Here is a 20,591-nt window from a genome sequence, read left to right as displayed (position 1 = left end):
CCGATTCGTCAGCACCATTATAACTTGTTTTTAGCGGGAACACAACTTGGGAGAAACATATCTGCTGATTAACCGAAAGCATCTTTGCATTGGTCAAGGAAATACTTCTTTTTCTCCGATATTTCCTCCTGCCTGTTTTTGGAAAGCGTCTGGAATATCTCGTCATAGTCAAGCTCCGCAAGCGGCGTTCCCAACACAGGCGTTAAAACTTCATGTTCATACCATATCCGCCACAGTTCCTCAAACAATTCTCCACTGTCCGAAAAAGCCATTGCCGAATCAAAACCTTCTCCCTCGCTGAACCATTGCAGACGGACAACCCCAAACCTCCCGGCATCCGCTACCACCACATCGGTCAGATCATACAGTTCTGCGAACGCATCCGCAACCTTCCGGCATCTTGCCCGCTGTTCTTCCGTAATATATTTTTCTGCCATATATGCTCCTTCCCACTTCTGGACAAAAAGTCCAAAAGTTACCTATTTCATTTTAAACAGTAAATCGTGCAGAGGTCAGCATATAACATAGCTTCCCCGCATTTTATCGTGTCAAACAAAAGGCACTGGAACAGCACGTTACGCACTCCCTCCAGACTGGCAATGCCCTGTTCTTTATCTGAAAAGTCTGTGCCTGAAATATCCATATCCGCCGATACTGCCCGCCTTGCCGAGATACAGTGCGTGTAAAGTCCGAGGATATATTTATCTGACATAGGGAAAGCGAATGTTTCCTGCCCGTCATAAGTTACCCGGTACTTTTCCTGTTCCCCTTCCGGCAGTTCAAAGCAGCACCGCACTGTTTCCAGATAAGTATGCCCGTCAAAATCTGGCTTTATTTTCTTCCCATACCTGCGGATTGCGGAAAATATGTTATTCCGGTCAATAAAAGAACGGGTACGCTTGAAAGCTGCTTTTTTGCCTTTAATATCCATGTAAACATTATTCCCCGTCCCTTTCCCGGCAAACCTGCCATAATCGCCTGTCCGCAACAGGTAGGATAGTACCTCTAACAGCTTTTCCCTTGATGCAATCTCCTGATAAGGGGAATCGCTGAAATCTATTTTCACAAACCTTAATGGGCAGCTTCCCTTTGCAGCCTCCCGTTCCATTACCCGGTCAACATCACGCATTGACTCCATTTATCCATCTCCTTCCGGTTCGGGATTAAATAATCCCTTTTCCTGCCACCCTCCACCATACATATCATGCTGTACCAACTGCTGGTAATAGTGGTTCATGGTATTCGGTGCATTGTAGAGGGCAGTCACCATGTACGCCCTGATGTTAGTTATCTTGGTTGTGGTTTCCTTCATGCAGCCGATCACATACTCCAAATGGGAGCTGTTCAGCTTCAGGAATTTTGACTTCACAAGCTCATAAGGGTAATCCTCCCCATTAACCTTTACCGTCCTTCGCTTCACGCACACAATCTCGCAGATCACCTCATAAAGTTCCTCATACAGCCCCTTTTCGCTCCAGTCACCATATTTCATGTGATGCTCATACTCAATATTTTCTTTGATGATTTCCATGTAGGCGTTGGCATCATCCATCACATCAATCATATCATTATCCGGCTTGCCCTGTTTTTCTTTTATCTCCTGTGCAGATTGATTGATTGGATAGGATTCTCCGCCAGAAATATTTGCAGAAGTATTTGTATTTGTCCCCCCGTTTTGGTGCAGACCTGTATCTGTTTTCGGCAGGAGGGTATTTCCCATTTCGTCATGACCTGTATCCAAGTTTGTCGATACCTGTGTCCCGTTCCGGATACCCCTCCCTCCCAAAATTTCCATAGGGGCATCCGATTTTGTAGAGAGTCTCCCTCCCGTTTTATCATCAGACGCACCTGCACCTGAATCGTCCAATCCGTCCATTGCAGGGATTTCCTCTGGAAATGTCAGTTGGTACAGCATATCCGGTTTCAGTTCCACATACATCACATTATTACAGACAAGCCCATCTCCATAACTGACTGTCCGGAACTCCCTCCTGATTACCTGTAATTTTTCCAATTTATCCATTGCGGTTTTAATTGTTTTCTTAGATTCTCCAAATAAATCCGCATAATACTGATAGCTCTGCCTTAGAATATCCTCAGAAAATTTCTTTTTCCAGCCGAGGATATGTCCGGTTCCCTGATCCCGCACCTCAGAAGGGCGATACCAGTAAACAATATCTGCCAGAATAACAATCGCAAGGAGATATGGTTTCCCATTCTCCTTTGTGATTGTCCTGTACCAGACAGCAGGAATAATGTTTCCGGTAATATTTATGGAACCCATTGCGTCAACAATTATGTTTCCGCTTGTTAAGTATCCCATTATCAAACAGCCCCTTCCTCTTTCCATTTATCAAGAAGCGAAATAATAATGTTTTCAATCTCCTCATTGGAATAGCTGTCTGAAAAGTATTCGCCAATCTTGTCTGATTTTATAGTGATTTTTCTTTCCTTCGGCTTTTCTTCTGACAAAATCAGCTTAACCATTGCCAATGTCAGCTCGCCACTTTTGCCATATTCTTTAAGTTTTCCGGACTGCACCATGCTGACACTGCATCCCTGTTCCCCAATGACAGCCTGTACCCACTGCTGTGCTTCCTCCGTCAGAAAGGATATATCTACGCCCTGTGAAAAACCTAATTTTTTAGTGTCCACCATTTCAAGAAGCTCATCGGAAAGCCTTGACAGCCATATATACCGCTGAACCTTTTTCGCATTTTCCCCAGCAGCTTCCCCCACTTCATCAAGGGTGTTCTTCCCTGACTTTTTCCCCTGATGCTTCATCGCTTCATACTTCATTTTGTAGGCTCTCGCCTTTTCGCTTGGTAAAATGTCCTCCCTCTGAATGTTGGAGTCCACCATGATAATTGTCGCTTCATCATCGGTATAATTGCGGACAATCACTGGCATCTGTGTTTTTCCGGCAAGCTCTGAACCCCGTTTTCTGCGGTGTCCGGCTATGATTTCATAGCCGCCGCCTGCCCTCGGTCTTGCAATGCCCGGAACCAGCACACCATACTGGCGGATACTCTCCGTTGTTTCCTCCATCTTCTCATCATCCACCACCCGGAAAGGGTGGTCTTTGAATGTATGAAGGTCTGCAAGCGGCGCATTGATAATCTGTTCTACGGAGCTTTCCTGCCCCGCAGAACCGCCGAATAAATCCTCAAATTTCTCTATCTTAACTTTTGATGCGCTTCCTGCTTTTGCATTACTGCCCATTTCCAAGCACCTCCTTTGTCAGAGAATCATAAGCTGCCGCTGCCTTCCCTTTTGGATCATGCCTGTAAATGCTGACACCTTCCGCAGAAATCTCCGCCGCCCTTACCGAAATAGGGATACTGTTCGTAAATATCCTTACACTGCCCCCATAGGCTTCCTTCAGCATGGCACTGATGTCCTTTGCATAGTTCGTCCGGCTGTCCACCATTGTCAGCAATATGCCCTCAATCTCCAGCTTCGGGTTAATCTGCCGCTTTACCTTGCCAACCGTCTTAATGAGCTGCTGCAAGCCTTTGACGGGCAGGTATGCCGCCTGTACGGGTATCAGTATGCTGTCGGCACAGGCAAGGGCATTTATGGTAATCATGCCGAGTGAAGGCATACAGTCTATCAGGATATAATCGTAATTCCCCCTGACTATCTCCATGTATGACCTCAGTATTGTTTCCCGGCTCATGACATTCACAAGGGAAACCTCCAGACCGGATAATTCGATATTCCCCGGCATAAGGTCTATCCCTTCCTCATGGTGCAGGATACCCTCCGTCGGCTCTACTTCCTCGTCATTGATTAAATCCCCCATAATGGTTGCAAGCGTGACTTCCAAAGTATCCGGCTCTGTATAGCCAAGGCTTGCAGTAAGGCTTCCCTGTGCGTCTGCGTCTATTAACAGCACTCTTTTACCCTGTTTTGCCAGTCCGATTCCTAAATTGCTTGTTGTGGTGGTCTTGCCCACTCCGCCTTTCTGGTTTGCGATAGCGATTATTTTACACATGATTAAACTCTCCTTTGCTTCTGCTATGATTCTTTTACGTTGCTTTTTTTGACTTCCACATAAGCCCTGTAATATTTCTTTGTCCCTTTGTTCGGGAACAAATCAGAAAACTCCGTCACTTCGATTTTGGAATTTCTCTGTAAAATCTTCCCGAACCACTTAATATCGTTCTTTGTTCCCATAAGCCTGACTTTTAACATCAATCCTGTCCTCCAAACATGGCATACAGATTGTGGTTATACGTTGCGTACTCCGGATACCGTATCTGTACCGCCTGCCAAAAATAAGGTGCATAGGCACAGCAGAACAGTTCCTCCACTGTGTAATTCCTGCACTCGTCCACCTGTTTCTCCGCATCATCATAATCAAGAACGCTTGGCGTACCATTGCAGTATAGGTTGAATGCCATTCTGACCACCTTTACGCTTCCGCTGGTCTGCCAGCCTTCATGCAGGCATTCCGTTTTTACACAGCCTGTCTTAAAATCATAAATGCTTTTAATGTTCCTTCTTGTGTCGTTGCTGATACCAAGACAATAGACAAGCGCCTTGTGGTACACGTCCTGATACCTGACCTCTTTCAATTTCTCATAATAGAATTTCTCATGTGCTTCGCTGATAAAAATAATCACTTTCTCTGCTCCTAACGCTGTACTGCCCATTCTTTTTTCCTCCATTTCTTATTTTGCTTTGCTGACCATAACAAAAAAGGACACTTCCCTAAAATTTCTTTTAGAAAAATGTCCTTATAGTACAAAATATTAACTTGAACTGACACGAGTTTAATTCATGACAATAGAAAATTTGTGAAACAAATATTCTATTGTTTAAAATCGTTTATTTTAACCCTTTAAGAGAGTTTATTTTGTCGTACTCTTGTCGTACCATACTGTTTCAAAGTCCGCAAACCCGCATAAATACTGGCTTTTTTAATCAACTGTCCGCATCGTCGGGAACAGCAGCACGTCGCGGATGGCCGCGGAGTCGGTCAGCAGCATCACCATGCGGTCGATGCCGTAGCCGATGCCTCCCGTGGGCGGCATGCCGATCTCCAGCGCGTTTAAGAAGTCCTCGTCCGTGTGGTTGGCCTCCTCGTCGCCCTGGGCCAAAAGCTCCTCCTGGGCCCGGAAACGCTCCCTCTGGTCGATGGGATCGTTGATCTCGGAGTAGGCGTTGGCCATCTCCCAGCCGTTCATAAAGAACTCAAAGCGCTCTACAAAGTCGGGGTTGCCCGGCTTTTTCTTGGTCAGCGGGGAAATCTCCACCGGGTGGTCCAGCACAAAGGTGGGCTGGATCAGGTGCTCCTCGGCGAATTCCTCGAAGAACAGGCTTAAGATATCGCCCTTTTTGTGGCGCGGCTCGAACTCCACGCCCTTCTCCTTGGCAATGGCTCTGGCCTCCTCCAGGGTCTTAATCTGGTCGAAGTCCACGCCCGCGTACTTCTTCACCGCGTCCACCATGGTGATGCGCTCAAAGGGCTTGGACAGGTCCATCTCCACACCCTTGTAGGTGATGGTGGTGGTGCCCAGTACCTCCTGGGCCACGTAACGGTACAGGTTCTCGGTCAGCTCCATCATACCGTTGTAGTCCGTGTAGGCCTGGTACAGCTCCATCAGGGTGAACTCCGGGTTGTGGCGGGTGTCAAGTCCCTCGTTGCGGAACACGCGGCCGATCTCGTACACGCGCTCCAGTCCGCCCACGATCAGGCGTTTCAAGTACAACTCCAGGGAGATACGAAGCTTTAAGTCCTCGTCCAGGGCGTTGAAATGAGTCTCAAAGGGTCTGGCGGCAGCTCCACCAGCGTTGGACACCAGCATGGGGGTCTCCACCTCCATGAAGTTCTGGCTGCTCAGATACTTGCGGATAGCCGCGATAATCTTCGAGCGCTTCACAAAGGTGTCCTTCACCTCGGCGTTCATGATCAGGTCCACATAGCGCTGGCGATAGCGCATATCCGTGTCCGTCAGGCCGTGGAACTTCTCAGGAAGCACCTGCAGGCTCTTGGAGAGCAGGGTCAGCTCCGTGGCATGGATGGAGATCTCGCCGGCCTTGGTGGTGAACACGGTGCCCTTCACGCCGATGATATCGCCGATATCCATCTTCTTGAAGCCCTTGTACTCCTCCTCGCCGATGTTGTCCCGGGCCACGTAAATCTGGATGCTGCCCTTCAAATCCTGTACGTTGCAGAAAGAAGCCTTACCCATCACACGTTTGAACATCATGCGGCCGGCGACGGACACTTCCTTCCCCTCCCACTCCTCATAATGCTCCTTGACGTCCGTGCTGTGTGCGGTAACGTCGTACTTCGTGATCTCAAACGGGTCCCGGCCCGCTGCCTGAAGCTCCGCCAGCTTCTCCCGGCGGACCTTTAAAACGTGATTTAAATCTTCTACCTGCCTCTGCTGCTCTGCCACTTTTTACACTCCTTTGTGATAATATAAAAGATGAGGCGGTACGGTTCACCCTGTGAACCGCAGCCGCTTAAGATACTCTCTGAATGTTCAATACCTTGTACTGGATGGTGCCCGCCTGGGTCTCCACGTCCACGGTCTCGCCCACGCCCTTGCCCAACAGCGCGTGGCCCACGGGGGACTCGTTGCTGATCTTGTTCTGAAGGCTGTTGGCCTCGGTGGAACCCACGATGAAATACTCCATCTCCTCGTCAAACTCCACGTCCAGCAGCTTCACCTTGCAGCCGATGTTGATCTTGTCGGTGTCGATCTCGTCCTCAACCACCACCTCGGCGTTCTTAAGGAGTTTCTCCAGCTCCTCGATGCGCAACTCAATATCGCGCTGCTCATCCTTGGCAGCGTCGTACTCCGCGTTCTCGGACAAGTCGCCCTGCTCTCTGGCCTCTTTAATCTTCTGCGCAACCTCTTTGCGCTTTACTACCTTGAGGGTCTGTAACTCGTCCTCGTACTGCTTCAAACCTGCATATGTCAAAATATGTTTCTTATCCGCCATAATCCCTTAATTCCTTCCTTCTTCCTTTTTATTCCGGCCGCAGAGCGGCAGGCCCTGCGCGCCTCATCCGGAAATTTCTTAACCTCCGGATTATTTTCATGTTCGTACATTCAGTGTATTATATAAGAAAAAAACCGCATTGTCAAGCCGTTTTCTCAGGGCAAAACCGTTCAAAAACGCCGGTCCAGCAGGTCGGTTAACCCCTCCATGGTCTCCACGCTGTTGATCTCCCGCCGTATGGACGCGGAGTGGGCAAGACCGGAGGTGTACCAGGCCATATGGCTTCGCATCTCCCTCATGGCCACCCGCTCGCCCTTGTAGTCCGCCAGCATGCGGCTGTGGCGCAGAATCATTTCCCGGATCTCCTGCACCGAGGGACCGGGAAGCACTTCCCCGGTTTCCAGATAATGGTTAATCCGGTGAAAAATCCAGGGATTACCCTTGGCTCCCCGGGCCACCATGATGCCGTCACAGCCGGTTTTCTCCAGAAGCCTTCCGGCATCCTCCGGCGTAAACACATCGCCGTTTCCGATCACCGGAATCTTCACCGCCTCCTTCACCCGGCGGATGATGTCCCAGTCCGCCTTTCCGGAGTAATACTGCTCTCTGGTGCGCCCGTGCACGGCCACCGCGGCCACGCCGCAGCTCTCCGCCATTTTGGCGAACTCCACCGCGTTTACGCTCTCATCGTTAAAGCCCTTGCGGAACTTCACCGTCACCGGCTTCTTCACCGCCCGCACCATGGCGGATAGCACCGCCTCAGCCCGTTTGGGGTCCCTCATAAGCGCCGAGCCCTCCCCGTTGTTCACGATCTTGGGCACCGGGCAGCCCATGTTCACATCGATCACGTCGTAAGGGCCGTCCTCGATCTGAGCCGCGATCTCCGCCATGATTTCCGGGTCCGAGCCGAACAGCTGCACCGCCGCGGGCCGTTCCTCGGGCCGCACGGTCAGCAGCTCCCTGGTATTTTTGTTCTTATATAAAATGGCTTTGGCGCTGACCATCTCCGTCACCACCATGCCGCAGCCCTGCTCCCGGCAGAGCAAACGAAATGGCAGGTCGGTTACACCTGCCATCGGCGCCAGGATGACGTTGTTGTCCAGCGTCACCGTTCCGATCTTAAGTCTCATACCTCCTGCGCCTCCGCGGTGAAATCCACGTCCTCGCCCAGGAAAAACGCACGGTAGTACAGTTCCAGCGATTCCAGCAGTTCCCGCTTCTCCTCCTGGTACTGCTTGATCTTGAGCACGCTTCCGATCTCGTCGAAGAGGTAGTCCTCTTCCGGCGCCGTGACCTTAAACTCCAGGTTCCCGTCCGGCTCAAACTCCAGGGTCAGAATTCCGCCCACGTCCTCAGTGTAGAGCACGCACATAACCTGCAGTTCCCGCTTTACCGACTCCGGAAGGGAGTCGAAATCCTGGTTAAAATAGTATTTCTGCTCGTAGGAATTGGCCCCGCAGAGCACTGTGTTTTCTTCCATATATATTTAACCGCCTTCATGCTTCAAAAGTCCGCGGCCAGCGGCTGCGGACTTTATGGTGTTTGATTGACGCCGGTGGCTTCTAACGCACCAGCAGCTTTGCTACCTCGTACTGCTCTTCCGGGATGTCCTTGACCATGTTGAGGGCCTCCTGGATATCGTAATCCACGAACTCGCCGTGCTTGTATGCCACCAGGCGGTTGCTCTTGCCCTCGCTGAGAAGGATCGCCGCCCGCGCGCCCATGATGGAGGCGTACACGCGGTCCTTACAGGTGGGGGTGCCGCCCCGCTGCATGTGGCCCAGGATCGTGGCTCTGGTCTCAATGCCCGTGGCCGCCTCGATGCGCTTGGCCATGGAGCTGGAGTGGCCGATGCCCTCGGCGTTCACAATGATGTTGTGCTTCTTGCCGCGCTTGCGGTTCTCAATGATCCGGTTGATCAGCGCCTGCTCGTCGCCGTCGTAGCGCTCCGGCAGCAGAATCTCCTCCGCTCCGTTGGCGATACCGCACCACATGGCGATGTAACCGGCGTTGCGGCCCATAACCTCCACGATGCTGCACCGCTCGTGGGAGGTGGAGGTGTCGCGGATCTTGTCGATGGCTTCCATGGCTGTGTTCACCGCGGTGTCAAAACCGATGGTGTAGTCCGTACAGGCGATGTCCAAATCGATGGTGCCCGGCAGCCCGATGGTGTTGATCCCCAGGGCCGAGAGCTTGCCCGCGCCGCGGAAGGAACCGTCGCCGCCGATCACAACCATGCCGTCGATGCCGTGCTTGCGGCAGATCTCCGCGCCCTTCTGCTGGCCTTCCGCCGTGGTAAATTCCTTGCATCTGGCGGTATAGAGAATGGTGCCGCCGCGGTTGATGATATCGGAAACGCTGGTGCTGTCCATATCCACGATTTCCTCTTCCAGCAGGCCCGCATAGCCTCTCATTATTCCCTTTACCTTAAGACCCTTGCTGATCGCCACTCTCACCACCGAGCGGATGGCTGCGTTCATTCCCGGCGCATCCCCGCCGCTTGTGAGTATACCGATGGTCTTTACTGCCTTTGCCATAGCAATTTACCTCCTTTGATTCTATGAGCGACAAGCGCTCCCAATGCCTTCTTGACATGAATCTTTTTTCTCATTAAATGCTCAACGCTATTCTAATGCATTTTCCCCTGCAATGCAAGTGGTTTTTCCACGACTTTGACATTTTTTTCACCAAGTTTTCTGGAAAGCTCTTCCACCAGAACCCCGGTTGCGTCTACGTTCCAGGAGGCCGGAAGCATCTTTTTCGCCCGCTCTTTTCCCAGGTAAATCACCACCCGGTCCGGTCCCTCGCTGGTCTTTAAGGTCTCCAGCAGCTCCTTCTCCCGGGACACGTACTGCTCCTTGTCCGCGAACTGGATCCACAGCTCCCGGGGAATCTTGGAAAATGGCACCACCTGCTCCAAAACCAGTTTTCCCACCGGATCGTCCCCGATGGAGACCCGTCCCCGGATGAACAGCTTGGCGTCCTCCACGAACAGCTCCCGGTTGGCCTCGTAATCTTTTGGGAAAATGATCACCTCCACCGAACCCATCAAATCCTCCAGGGTGATGAAGGCCATGAGCTGGTTGGTGCGGGTGGTCTTGACCGTCTTTCCGGCCACCAGGCCGCCGATCACCACCCTGGCTCCGTCCGTCACCCTGGCTCCACCCGCCTCCTCATCCACGATGAAGTCCGAAGCGGTGGCCGTGACGGTTTTCTGCCACACGTCCTTGTAGTCCTCCAGGGGATGGCCGCTGATGTAGACGCCAAGGATTTCCTTTTCAAATACCAAAAGCTCCTCCTTGGTATACTCTCCCACCTCGGGGAAAGTGATCTGGAAGTTGTCACGCTCCTCCTCACCGGCGATGTCGAAGAGGCTTAACTGGCCCTCGATCACGGATTTGCGCTCCCTGGCCTTGCTCTCCAGCAGCACCGGCATCACGGCGATCTTCTGCTTGCGGGTGCCCGGCAGGGTGTCAAGGGCCCCGGACTTGATGAAATTCTCCAGGGTGCGCTTGTTGACCTCCTTGTGGGTCATGCGGCCCACAAAGTCCTCCATGGAGCGGAAGGGTCCACCAGCCTCCCGGTCGGCGATAATGGTGTCCACCACGGACTTGCCCACGCTCTTGATAGCGGAGAGGCCGTAGCGGATGGCATTGCCCGACACGGAAAAGCCGCTCTCCCCCTCGTTGATGTCCGGGGGCAGGATGGGGATTCCCATGATCTGGCGGCAGGTGAGAATGTACTCGGAGAACTTGGTCACGTTGTCCATCACCGAGCTCATCAGCGCCGCCATAAATTCCAGTGGGTAGTAATACTTCAGGTACGCGGTCTGGTAGGAAACCACCGCGTAGGCCGCGGCGTGGGACTTGTTGAAGGCGTATTTGGCGAAATCCGTCATCTCATCGTAGATGTGGTTGGCGGTGCGCTCCTCCAGGCCGTTGTTCACACAGCCCTTTACGCCCTCCTCCTCATTGCCGTAGACGAAGTTTTTGCGCTCCTTCTCCATCACCGAGGCCTTTTTCTTGCTCATGGCCCGGCGCACCAGGTCCGAGCGGCCCATGGTGTAGCCCGCCAGGTCCCGCACGATCTGCATCACCTGCTCCTGGTAGACGATACAGCCGTAGGTGGGTCCCAGAATGGGTTCCATCTGAGGGCAGTCGTAGGTAATGGCGCTTCTGTCGTTCTTGCCCTTGATGTACTTGGGGATAAAGTCCATGGGTCCCGGCCGGTACAGGGAAATTCCGGCGATGATGTCCTCCAGGCTGCCGGGCTTAAGCTCCTTCATGAAACTCTTCATGCCGCCGCTTTCCAGCTGGAACACCCCCTCGGTCTTGCCCGTGCCGATGGAATCCAGAACCTTTTTGTCGTTGTAGTCGATGTTGTCCAGATCAATGGTCACATGGTGGTTCTTCTGGGCCATGTTCACCGCGTTCTGGATCACCGTCAGGGTCCTAAGACCCAGGAAGTCCATTTTCAAAAGCCCCAGCTCCTCGATGGTGGTCATGGTGAACTGGGTGGTGATGGTGCCGTCCGCCGCCCTGGACAGGGGCACGAACTCGTCGATGGAGCGGCTGCCGATCACCACGCCCGCCGCGTGCATGGAGGTGTGCCTTGGAAGTCCCTCCAGACGCTTGGACATGTCGATCAGGTTGTGAACCGTCTCATCTTCATTATACGCTTTTTTCAGATCGGGATTCATGACAAGGGCTTTATCCAGCGTCATACCCAGATCATTGGGAATCATTTTCGCAATGGAATCGCAGAGAGCGTAGGGCAGATCCAGCACCCGGCCCACGTCCCGGACCACACCCTTGGCCGCCAGGGTACCGAAGGTGACGATCTGTACCACCTGATCTTTTCCATATTTTTCCACCACATAGTCGATGACCTCCTGCCTCCGCTCGTAGCAGAAATCCACGTCGATATCGGGCATGGACACGCGCTCCGGGTTCAGGAAACGCTCGAACAGCAGATTATAGCGGATGGGATCGATGTTGGTGATGCCCAGGCTGTAGCTGACAATGCTGCCGGCCGCGGAGCCCCGCCCCGGCCCCACCGAGATCCCCTTGGATCTGGCGTAGTTGATAAAGTCCCAGACAATCAGGAAATAGTCCACGTATCCCATGGTGCGGATCACGTCCAGCTCGTAGTCCAGGCGCTCCTTAAGGGTCCCGTCGTCCTCCGGGTAATGGCGGTTAAAACCCTGCATGCACAGGTGGTTTAAGTAGGTCCAGGAGTCAAAGCCCTCGGGCACCTCGAACTTTGGCAGCTTGAGCACGCCGAACTCGATCTCCACGTTGCAGCGCTGGGCGATCTTGTGGGTATTTTCAATGGCCTCCAGAGCGTAGGGGAACAGGGCGCGCATCTCCTCCTCGGACTTGCAGTAATACTGCCCGCCCTCGTAGCGCATGCGGTTCTCGTCCGCCACCTTCTTGCCGGTCTGGATGCACAGCAGAATGTCGTGGGCCTTCTCGTCCTCCGCGTAGGTATAGTGGACGTCGTTGGTGGCCACCAGGTCGATCCCCAGCTCCCGGCTTAAGCGCAGCAGGCCCTGGTTCACCTGCTTCTGCGCGTCCAGGCCGTGGTCCTGAAGCTCCAGGAAGAAATTCCCCTTTCCAAAGGTGTCCTGGTAGCGCAGCGCAGCCCGGCCCGCCTCCTCGTACATCCCCCTGGAGAGGTAGCGCTGCACCTCGCCCGCCAGGCAGGCGGACAGGGCGATGATCCCCTCGTGGTAGGTCTCCAACAGTTCATAGTCCACCCTGGGTTTGTAGTAGAAACCGTCCACAAATCCCTTGGACACGATCTTCATCAGGTTCTGGTAGCCCTGGTCGTTCTCGGCCAGCAGCACCAGGTGGTAGTAGCGGTCCTCGCCGTTTACATTCTCCCGGTCGAAACGGGAGCCGGGGGCCACATACACCTCGCAGCCTAAAATAGGCTTGATGCCCACTTCCCTGGCCGCCTTATAAAAATCAATCACGCCATACATGACGCCGTGGTCCGTGACCGCCAAGCTGTCCATTCCCAGCTCCTTGGCCCTGGCCACCAGCTCGCGGATCTTACAGGAACCGTCCAGCAAACTGTACTCCGTATGGACGTGCAGATGTGTAAATGCCATTGGTCTTCTCTCCTTAGTAACTTATGAAAATAAGTCTATCATAAAACAGACAAAAAATAAAGGCCCTGCCAAGCGGCACGGCCTTTTACCATCTATGAGATCTACTGGTTATTCAGATACTTTTCAATTTCAGATACAGCGGCCGTCTCGTCGTTGCCGTCCGCTTCCACCAGGATGTCCATTCCTTCCATCAGTGCCAGGGTCATCATACCCATAATGCTCTTGGCATTCACGCGCTTGGAACCCGTCTCCAGATAGATGGTGCTCTCATACTGGCTTGCAACCTGTACCAGCATGGCAACCGGCTTCGCCTCTGAACTATTCTGTCCCTCGATTGTGATCACTTTCTTTAACATAATTATCCTCCTCATTGCTGTGAATGGGCCGGGGCACTACACGCCCCCCATTCTGATGCCTTTACTGAATGTACCCGTTCCTACTGTTTCACGGAACGCTCTCTCAGATCGTCCGCCAGAATTCCCAGCTTTCTGAGCCGGTGATTCACACCGGATTTGCCAACCGGCGGATTCAGCGCCTCTCCCAGTTCCTTCAGCGTCGCGTCCGGCCGTTCCAGCCGGACCAGGGCCATCTCCCGCAGATTGTCAGGAAGCCCGTCCAGACCGATCACCGCCTGGATATAGCGGATATCGTCCATCTGCTTCACCGCAGCTGACACGGTCTTGTTGATATTGGCAGTCTCACAATTCACCTGGCGGTTCACACTGTTGCGCATCTCCTTGAGAATCCGGATGTTCTCCAGCTCCATCAGAGCCACCGGCGCCTCCATCACGTTCAGGATGTCCACGATCTGGCTGCCCTCCTTGATATAGACCACGTAATACTTCTTACGCCGGACGATCTTCGCCTCGATATCAAAGGTGGCAATCAGCTCCCGCAGCTGCTCTGCCTTCGGCTCTGCCACGCACGCAATCTCGAAGTGGTAAAACTTTTCTGGATCACTGATCGAACCGGAAGCCAGAAATGCGCCGCGGATAAACGCCCGGCGGCAGCAGGTATTCTGCACCACTACGTTGCGCACCACCGACAGATTCTCCGAAACCTCGCCGTACTCGTTGAGCAGCTTGGCGGCCTGGAGCACCCGGATGGCATCCTCATGTTCCCGGACTGCTACAATATATGTTCTGTTCCGCTTCAGATATGCACCTCTGCGAATCGAAACATCAGTACCTATATTAAATGTTTTTTTTAATAATGTAAAGTACTTTCTTGCAACTGCCACATTTTCTGTGTGAATTTCAATGGAAAAATGATCTTGATCCGAAATTTTTATTTTTCCGCAGAGACTTAAGATCGCGGCAATCTCCGCGATCTGGCAGTGCCGCGCCGGGTTAACCTGGCGCGACAGCTCATCCTTAACTTTTGAGGAAAACGACATTTCTTCACCTCTTTTTATCTGTGAAAAGCGCTCAGAACTCGCCCCAGCGCCGCACCTCCATCTCCAGGTCCACGCCGAAGTTCTCCTTCACCGTGGCCTGCACATGGCCGCACAGCTCCAGCACGTCGGCCGCGGTGGCTCCGCCGCGGTTGATCACAAAACCGCAGTGCTTTTCCGACACCTGCGCCCCGCCCCGGCTGACACCCCGCAGGCCGCTGTCCTGAATCAGCTTCCCGGCAAAATATCCGGCCGGGCGCTTGAAGGTACTGCCCGCGCTGGGATATTCCAGGGGCTGCTTTTCACGGCGTCTGGCCGCCAGATCGTCCATCCGGGCGCGGATCTCCCCCGCGTCCCCCGGCTCCAGGGCCATCACCGTCTCCAGCACCACGTAGTCCAGACGGGCCACGCAGCTGGTCCGGTAGCCGAATTCCATCTGTTCGTTATCCAGGACATGGATTTCTCCCTCCCGGTCCATCACCCGGACAGAGGTGACCACGTTCTTCATCTCCGAGCCGTAAGCGCCCGCGTTCATCATCACGGCTCCGCCCACGGTTCCGGGAATCCCCGCGGCAAACTCCAGGCCGGTCAGGGAATGGGATAACGCCAGGCTGGCCGCCTTTGAGAGCAGCAGCCCCGCGCCGGCCCTGAGGGAGTTCTCCCCCTCCGGGCCGCCGTAATTCCAGTTTTCCTCCATGGCAACCACCACGCCGGAAAGCCCCCGGTCGCTGACCAGCAGATTGCTCCCGTTGCCCAGTATCCGCACGGGCACGTCCCGCTCCCGGCACAGCCGCAGCAGAGCCGCCAGCTCTGCCTCATTTCCCGGCGCAGCGTAAAGCGCAGCCGGTCCTCCGATGCGGAAGGTGGTATGCCGGCTCATGGGCTCCATTTCCTTCACGAAGGACCGCTCCGAGGTCAGTATGGCCTCAAGTTTCTGTTTCAAATCTTCCATCCGTTTTACTCACTCCATCAATCAACTTTATTCAAATTAGCCTGCACTCTCTTGTACAGCTCCTGGGCTGCGTTGTAGCCCATCTTTTTCTGACGGTAGTTCACGGCTGCGGACTCGACGATAATCGCCAGATTCCGTCCCGGCCGGATGGGGATGGTATGGCACACCACCTGGTTGCCCAAAAATTCCGTATACTGGTCCTCTAAGCCAAGGCGGTCGTACTCCTTCTCCTTGCTCCAGTCCTCCAGTTTGATCACCATGTCGATGGACTGGGTATCCTTCACGCTCTCCACGCCGAACAGGGTTTTCACATCGATGATCCCGATGCCGCGCAGCTCGATAAAGTGCTTGGTGATGTCCGGAGCGCAGCCGATCAGAGTGTCGTCGCTGACCTTGCGGATCTCCACCACGTCGTCGGTGACCAGACGGTGGCCGCGCTTGATCAGCTCCAGGGCCGCCTCGCTCTTGCCGATGCCGCTCTCGCCCATGATCAGCACGCCCTCGCCGAACACGTCGATGAGCACGCCGTGAATGCTGATGCAGGGGGCCAGCTTGACGTTCAGCCAGCGGATGATCTCCGCCATCAGGGAGGAGGTGGTCTTGTCGGACACCAGACAGGGAACGCTGTAGTAATTGCAGTATTCCAGCAGGTCCTCATCCGGCTCCTGGTCCCTTGAAAATACCAGGCAGGGGATCTGGCTGGAGGTCAGCTTGTCGTACATCTGGCGCTTGTGCTCCCGGTCCATGGTATTAATATATGCCTGCTCCACGTATCCGATGATCTGAACCCGCTCCCGGTCGAAATGGTCGAAAAAGCCGGTCAGCTGCAAGGCAGGGCGGTTTACGTCCGGATGGGTCAGCACGATCTTCTCCGCGTCGATCTCCGGCGTCATATTCTTAAGTTTAAATTTTTCAATCACTTCCGCAATGGTTACTCCATGCATGATGGTACCCCCTTTGGTTTTTAAATTCCCGCGGTATGCCCCGGGCGTTTGCCCGCGCTGCGGACCGCGGCTTGATTTTCTTCTATCTATCCTATCACAAGTTGTGATGCTTGTCATGTGTTTCACAAATTTTCCGGCGGGTGGAGCGGGATTTGCGGATGACGGGACATGGATTGCCGGCTGGCGTTGCGGGACGGGCTTGCGGGCAGCCGCTTATGGTTCGCCGGGTTGCTCTTCCTCCGCGGCGGCCGGCTTGCGGAAGAACTCGTAGACCTGGCGGGCCGCCCGCTCGTTCATCTGGGGCACCTTTGCAAGATCCTCCACCTCCGCCGCGCGGATGGCCTCGATGTCCTTGAACTCCCGCATCAGCGCCTTGCGCCTTGCCGGTCCGATGCCGGGGATGTCGTCCAGCACGGACTTCACCTGGCCCTTGCCCCGCAGGCTGCGGTGGTACTCGATGGCGAACCGGTGGGCCTCGTCCTGGATCCGGGTAATCAGGCGGAAGCCCTCGCTGTGACGGTCAATGGGCACCTCCACATTGTTGTAGTAGAGTCCCCGGGTCCGGTGAAAATCATCCTTCACCATGCCGCAGACCGGGATGGACAGTCCCAGGGAGTTCAGTACCTCCAGGGCGATGTTCACCTGGCCCCGGCCGCCGTCCATCATGATCAGGTCCGGGAAACGGGTGAAGCTGCCCGCGGACAAATCCTCCCCCGATTCCCGGTGTTCCTGGACCTCCCGCAGGCCGTGGGAGAAGCGCCTGGTCAGCACCTCCCGCATGGAGGCGTAGTCGTCCGGCCCCTTGACCGTGCGGATCTTGAATTTGCGGTAGTCGCTGCGCTTGGGCCTGCCGTCCTCGTAGACCACCATGGAGCCCACGGATTCCACACCGCTGGTGTTGGAGATATCGAAGGCCTCGATGCGCCGGACGCCGTCCAGGCCGATGAGCCCGCCCACCTGGTTCATGGCTCCGATGGTGCGCAGTTCCTCCTTCTTGATGCGCTCCTTATCCTGGGAGAGCACCAAAGCCGCGTTTCGGGCCGCCAGCTCCACCAAACGCTCCTTCTCGCCCTTCTTGGGCACCACGATCTTCACCTTCTGACCCCGCCGTTCGGTGAGCCAGCGGCTGATGACCTCCTCGTCCATTACCGGCACCTGAAGCCACAGCTCCCGGGGGATAAAGGGGGTTCCTGCGTAAAACTGCTTGATAAAGCTGTCCAGAATCTCCCCGTCGTTTTCCGCCGTGGCCGCCTGCAGATGAAAATGGTCCCGGCCGATCAGCTTGCCCTCCCGGATAAAGAACACCTGCACCACCGCGTCCTGCTCGTCCCGGGCCATGGCGATAATATCCCGGTCCTCCCGGCCGCTGCTGGTGATCTTCTGTTTCTGGGCGACCTGCTTTACGCTGTTTAACAGCTCCCGGTACTCGATGGCCCGCTCAAACTCCATATCCTCGCTGGCCTGATTCATTTTCTCCTCTAAGGATTTGATCAGGGGCGCGTAGCGGCCGTTTAAGAAATCCAGGGCCTGGCCGAAGGATTTCAGATAGTCCTCCCGGGAAATATAGCCCTGGCAGGGGGCGTCGCACTGTTTAATGTGGTAGTTCAGGCAGGGGCGCTCCTTGCCCGTATCCCGGGGCAGGTTCCGGTTGCAGGTGCGGATGCGGTACAGTTTGTGGATCAGATCCAGCGTGTCCTTCACCGCCCCCGCGCTGGTGTAGGGGCCGAAATACCGGCTTTTCCCGTCCTTTTTCATGTCACGGGAAAAAAGCAGCCGGGGAAATTCCTCGCCTACCGTGGCCTTGATATAAGGGTACGTCTTGTCGTCCTTGAGCATGGTGTTGTACCTGGGGCGGTGCTCCTTGATCAGGTTGCACTCCAGCACCAGGGCTTCCAGCTCCGAGTCCGTGAGAATATATTCGAACCAGGCGATGTGGGACACCATCTGCTCAATTTTGGCCGTCTTGTTGCGGCTGCTCTGGAAATACTGCCGCACCCGGTTCTTTAAGCTGATGGCCTTGCCCACATAGATTATCTCGTCCCGGTTATTGTGCATCAGATAGACCCCCGGCGAGGCCGGAAGTTTTTTTAATTCTTCTTCTAAATCAAACAACTATTCATCACCCTCTACTATCTTAACCTAATTCAGCCGATCCCGCAAGCGGGAACCGTCGTAGCGGCGCTGCATTTCCAAATATTTCCTAATATCCGTCAGCTGCTTGGATATGCTCCCGCCGCCCGGTCCCATCTCCAGCACCACCCGCAGGCAGTCCACCTCCTCCTGGCCCACGTGGCCGTCCATGGCCATCAGAGCCGCCAGCTGGCCGTCGGCGTTTTCAGCTTCCAGAAAGGCCATGAGGTAGGGGTTGGGGGTTGGGTCAGAGGGTTGAGCGGAGACCGGGCTAGGTTCCGGCCCGCGGGTCGGGCGGCCGGAGGAGTCCAGGGAGGCGGACTGGGCGGTTACCGGGATATCTGCGTCTGCGGTCTGGGGCGCAGACGATGCGCCCGTAAAACCGCCCTCCGCCCCCGGTACAACCCGCTCAAAGCGGTATTTCTGGGCAGCATCCGGGTATTTCTCCCGGTCCACCTCGCTGACAAACATAGTCAGGGGGCGCACGTAAAGGCCGTAATCCCCGTAGAGCGCCTGGTACACCACCATGGCCTCCCCTGTCTCCGAGTGGGCCGCAATTCCGATAACCTGATAAAGCTTGTTCTTAAAATGCCGGTAAAATTCTCCCGGCCTGGGTGTTCTGTCCATCTGTGTCCTTCCTCTCTTCCAAAGCGTTACACGCAAAATGGGGCAGAAACAGGGGGACTTCCCTGAAATCCCCCTGTCTGCCGTATATTCATCGTTACTGATTTCCTGTTCCGTCTGCCGCTGCCCCGCTCTGCGCCGCCGCGCTGCTCTCCGCGGCCCGGCTTTCCTCCAGCCTGGCCTCCTCGGCCCTGGATTCCTGAATCTCCTGTTCCTCCCGGGCTGCTTCCTCCGGTGTCAGCAAACCGCCGTAGTGGTATGAAACCCCGGCGTCCCACAGAATCCACTCGTCGTAACCCGCGTCGTAGACCGCCTGGATCTGGGCGCGCACCTGTTCGTCGCCGTAGTCGATGTAATTCTTCAGGTAGGAAGCCGTAAAGTCCTGAAGCCATGGGCGCACAATGGCCTGTCTGCCGTTTTCATTCTCCGCCTTTGCCTTGGCCAGTACGTCCTTGGAGCCCTTCAGGGCGTTCAAAATCGTGTCGTAGGGCTGCGTGTCCGGGTGCTCGATGCCGAAATTCCCATCTCCGTAGTGGGAGGGGTAGATCATGGGACACAGGTAGTCCAGATGTCTGGCCATTTCGCCGTAATCCTGACCTACGGCCTGGGCGTCCTCGCCGCTGCGGATAATGGTTCCAAACACGTCCGCGGACACCATCAGTCCCTCCCGGGCCAGAGCGTCGTAGGCGTAGCTGATGAACTCGGTGATAGCCTCCTCCTTGCTGCGCCCCTTCGTGTCCTCCGGGTCAAAGACCACGTCCTTCATGGTGCGGTCCACCGCAAAGCGGATGTAATCGAACTGAATCTCGGAAAATCCGATCTCCCCCGCTTTCTTGCCCACCTCCACCAGGTAATCCCACACCTCCTGGCAGTAGGGATTCACCCAGGCAAGTCCCTTGTTGTCCCGATAAATGCCGCCGTCCGCCACATGGAGGCTCCACTCCGGCTTCTGCTCCGCCAGGTAGGGGTCCCGAAAGGCCACCACCCGGGCAATGGGGTAAATATTGTGATCCTTCAACTTTTGAATTAGGGCCGGCATGTCGTTGATAAACACTTTGCTTGCCCCGATTTCATTGACCGTTGGTGAATCCATGGCGAATGTAATCCTGCCCTGGTCGTCCTTCACGTCGATGACCATGGCGTTTAACTCCGTCTGGTCCATCTGCTCGATAATGCGGTCAATCATATCGCCGGTGCCGGCCACATAGGCCGAGACATAAATCCCCTTCACCTTCACGCGCTCCCGCTCCGGGTACGCGGAGATGGAGATCACCGCTTCCTCCCCGCCTTCCGTCTCAGCCTCGGTGCTCTCTTGAGCGGCCTCTGTGGCGGCGGTACTGTCGTACTCTATGTCTGGGAATTCCTCCACCGGTTCGTATCGGGTGCAGCCGGTCAAAGCGAGCGCAAGCACGCCTGCCGCTATCCACTTTCTCATACGAAACCTCTGTCTTTCTCAATATTCTATTTCGCCCT

At 54.8% G+C, this 20,591-nt stretch carries 19 protein-coding genes; all 19 read right to left on the bottom strand.

Translation table 11 applies throughout. The annotated features are described in order from the left end of the window. Window positions 1-68: 68 nt before the first annotated feature. Window positions 69-437, bottom strand: coding sequence for a hypothetical protein (locus ACK2JC_RS25525; protein WP_304973142.1), 369 nt, complete (start codon window positions 435-437; stop codon window positions 69-71). A 47-nt stretch (window positions 438-484) separates the two neighbouring features. Beyond that, window positions 485-1,138 carry a hypothetical protein gene (locus ACK2JC_RS25520; RefSeq protein ID WP_411338030.1) on the bottom strand — a complete coding sequence of 218 codons (654 nt, stop codon included), beginning with the start codon at window positions 1,136-1,138 and terminating at the stop codon, window positions 485-487. Next, entirely contained in the window at window positions 1,139-2,323 is a 1,185-nt protein-coding gene (locus ACK2JC_RS25515; RefSeq protein WP_411338029.1) for a DUF6017 domain-containing protein, read from the bottom strand. A gap of 2 nt (window positions 2,324-2,325) precedes the next feature. Further along, complete coding sequence (locus ACK2JC_RS25510) at window positions 2,326-3,222, bottom strand: ParB/RepB/Spo0J family partition protein (RefSeq protein WP_411338028.1); 897 nt, start codon at window positions 3,220-3,222, stop codon at window positions 2,326-2,328. Continuing rightward, window positions 3,212-3,997 (bottom strand): ParA family protein, encoded by a 786-nt coding sequence (locus ACK2JC_RS25505; protein WP_411338027.1) that lies wholly within the window; start codon window positions 3,995-3,997, stop codon window positions 3,212-3,214. Before ACK2JC_RS25505 ends, ACK2JC_RS25510 begins: the two co-directional genes overlap by 11 nt. A 199-nt stretch (window positions 3,998-4,196) precedes the next feature. After that, complete coding sequence (locus ACK2JC_RS25500; protein ID WP_411338532.1) at window positions 4,197-4,658, bottom strand: DUF6075 family protein; 462 nt, start codon at window positions 4,656-4,658, stop codon at window positions 4,197-4,199. 267 nt (window positions 4,659-4,925) lie between these two features. Beyond that, window positions 4,926-6,410 (bottom strand): lysine--tRNA ligase, encoded by a 1,485-nt coding sequence (gene lysS, locus ACK2JC_RS25495; protein ID WP_107435685.1) that lies wholly within the window; start codon window positions 6,408-6,410, stop codon window positions 4,926-4,928. Between the two features lie 67 nt (window positions 6,411-6,477). Continuing rightward, window positions 6,478-6,960, bottom strand: coding sequence for a transcription elongation factor GreA (greA, locus tag ACK2JC_RS25490; protein WP_092361078.1), 483 nt, complete (start codon window positions 6,958-6,960; stop codon window positions 6,478-6,480). Between the two features lie 170 nt (window positions 6,961-7,130). Beyond that, a complete protein-coding gene (dusB, locus tag ACK2JC_RS25485) occupies window positions 7,131-8,090 on the bottom strand; it encodes a tRNA dihydrouridine synthase DusB (RefSeq protein WP_368272071.1) in 960 nt (319 codons plus the stop codon). Beyond that, on the bottom strand, window positions 8,087-8,440 hold the full coding sequence (locus tag ACK2JC_RS25480) for a DUF6145 family protein (protein WP_092361076.1): 354 nt from the start codon (window positions 8,438-8,440) through the stop codon (window positions 8,087-8,089). Before ACK2JC_RS25480 ends, dusB begins: the two co-directional genes overlap by 4 nt. Before the next feature lie 82 nt (window positions 8,441-8,522). Beyond that, window positions 8,523-9,497: a 6-phosphofructokinase gene (pfkA, locus tag ACK2JC_RS25475; RefSeq protein WP_368272072.1), complete on the bottom strand. Its 975-nt coding sequence runs from the start codon at window positions 9,495-9,497 to the stop codon at window positions 8,523-8,525. A gap of 92 nt (window positions 9,498-9,589) precedes the next feature. Then, entirely contained in the window at window positions 9,590-13,075 is a 3,486-nt protein-coding gene (locus ACK2JC_RS25470; protein ID WP_302326388.1) for a DNA polymerase III subunit alpha, read from the bottom strand. Between the two features lie 101 nt (window positions 13,076-13,176). After that, window positions 13,177-13,431: an HPr family phosphocarrier protein gene (locus tag ACK2JC_RS25465; protein WP_092361073.1), complete on the bottom strand. Its 255-nt coding sequence runs from the start codon at window positions 13,429-13,431 to the stop codon at window positions 13,177-13,179. Between the two features lie 80 nt (window positions 13,432-13,511). Further along, the gene (gene whiA, locus ACK2JC_RS25460; RefSeq protein WP_092361072.1) at window positions 13,512-14,471 is read right to left on the bottom strand and encodes a DNA-binding protein WhiA; all 960 of its coding nucleotides are present in this window, start codon (window positions 14,469-14,471) and stop codon (window positions 13,512-13,514) included. A gap of 31 nt (window positions 14,472-14,502) precedes the next feature. Next, the gene (gene murB, locus ACK2JC_RS25455) at window positions 14,503-15,420 is read right to left on the bottom strand and encodes a UDP-N-acetylmuramate dehydrogenase (RefSeq protein WP_276953642.1); all 918 of its coding nucleotides are present in this window, start codon (window positions 15,418-15,420) and stop codon (window positions 14,503-14,505) included. Between the two features lie 17 nt (window positions 15,421-15,437). Continuing rightward, window positions 15,438-16,364: an HPr(Ser) kinase/phosphatase gene (hprK, locus tag ACK2JC_RS25450; RefSeq protein WP_092361070.1), complete on the bottom strand. Its 927-nt coding sequence runs from the start codon at window positions 16,362-16,364 to the stop codon at window positions 15,438-15,440. Window positions 16,365-16,577: 213 nt separating this feature from the next. Continuing rightward, window positions 16,578-18,476: an excinuclease ABC subunit UvrC gene (gene uvrC / locus ACK2JC_RS25445; RefSeq protein ID WP_107435684.1), complete on the bottom strand. Its 1,899-nt coding sequence runs from the start codon at window positions 18,474-18,476 to the stop codon at window positions 16,578-16,580. Window positions 18,477-18,503: 27 nt separating this feature from the next. Continuing rightward, window positions 18,504-19,121: a DUF1653 domain-containing protein gene (locus tag ACK2JC_RS25440; RefSeq protein ID WP_320936239.1), complete on the bottom strand. Its 618-nt coding sequence runs from the start codon at window positions 19,119-19,121 to the stop codon at window positions 18,504-18,506. Window positions 19,122-19,215: 94 nt separating this feature from the next. After that, window positions 19,216-20,553: a putative glycoside hydrolase gene (locus tag ACK2JC_RS25435; protein ID WP_092361067.1), complete on the bottom strand. Its 1,338-nt coding sequence runs from the start codon at window positions 20,551-20,553 to the stop codon at window positions 19,216-19,218. Window positions 20,554-20,591 lie beyond the last annotated feature (38 nt).

The sequence above is a fragment of the Enterocloster lavalensis genome, from assembly GCF_046603895.1.
GTDB classification, from domain to species: domain Bacteria; phylum Bacillota; class Clostridia; order Lachnospirales; family Lachnospiraceae; genus Enterocloster; species Enterocloster lavalensis.
The sequence above is the reverse complement of the archived record's forward strand: the minus strand, read 5'-3'. Positions and strand labels throughout refer to the sequence as shown.

Coding starts and splice junctions, on each gene's coding strand:
- ACK2JC_RS25525 (WP_304973142.1), bottom strand. CDS start 437: ATGGCAGAAAAATATATTACGGAAGAACAGCGGGCAAGATGCCGGAAG.
- ACK2JC_RS25520 (WP_411338030.1), bottom strand. CDS start 1,138: ATGGAGTCAATGCGTGATGTTGACCGGGTAATGGAACGGGAGGCTGCA.
- ACK2JC_RS25515 (WP_411338029.1), bottom strand. CDS start 2,323: ATGGGATACTTAACAAGCGGAAACATAATTGTTGACGCAATGGGTTCC.
- ACK2JC_RS25510 (WP_411338028.1), bottom strand. CDS start 3,222: ATGGGCAGTAATGCAAAAGCAGGAAGCGCATCAAAAGTTAAGATAGAG.
- ACK2JC_RS25505 (WP_411338027.1), bottom strand. CDS start 3,997: ATGTGTAAAATAATCGCTATCGCAAACCAGAAAGGCGGAGTGGGCAAG.
- ACK2JC_RS25500 (WP_411338532.1), bottom strand. CDS start 4,658: ATGGGCAGTACAGCGTTAGGAGCAGAGAAAGTGATTATTTTTATCAGC.
- greA (WP_092361078.1), bottom strand. CDS start 6,960: ATGGCGGATAAGAAACATATTTTGACATATGCAGGTTTGAAGCAGTAC.
- dusB (WP_368272071.1), bottom strand. CDS start 8,090: ATGAGACTTAAGATCGGAACGGTGACGCTGGACAACAACGTCATCCTG.
- ACK2JC_RS25480 (WP_092361076.1), bottom strand. CDS start 8,440: ATGGAAGAAAACACAGTGCTCTGCGGGGCCAATTCCTACGAGCAGAAA.
- pfkA (WP_368272072.1), bottom strand. CDS start 9,497: ATGGCAAAGGCAGTAAAGACCATCGGTATACTCACAAGCGGCGGGGAT.
- ACK2JC_RS25470 (WP_302326388.1), bottom strand. CDS start 13,075: ATGGCATTTACACATCTGCACGTCCATACGGAGTACAGTTTGCTGGAC.
- ACK2JC_RS25465 (WP_092361073.1), bottom strand. CDS start 13,431: ATGTTAAAGAAAGTGATCACAATCGAGGGACAGAATAGTTCAGAGGCG.
- whiA (WP_092361072.1), bottom strand. CDS start 14,471: ATGTCGTTTTCCTCAAAAGTTAAGGATGAGCTGTCGCGCCAGGTTAAC.
- murB (WP_276953642.1), bottom strand. CDS start 15,420: ATGGAAGATTTGAAACAGAAACTTGAGGCCATACTGACCTCGGAGCGG.
- hprK (WP_092361070.1), bottom strand. CDS start 16,364: ATGCATGGAGTAACCATTGCGGAAGTGATTGAAAAATTTAAACTTAAG.
- ACK2JC_RS25440 (WP_320936239.1), bottom strand. CDS start 19,121: ATGGACAGAACACCCAGGCCGGGAGAATTTTACCGGCATTTTAAGAAC.
- ACK2JC_RS25435 (WP_092361067.1), bottom strand. CDS start 20,553: ATGAGAAAGTGGATAGCGGCAGGCGTGCTTGCGCTCGCTTTGACCGGC.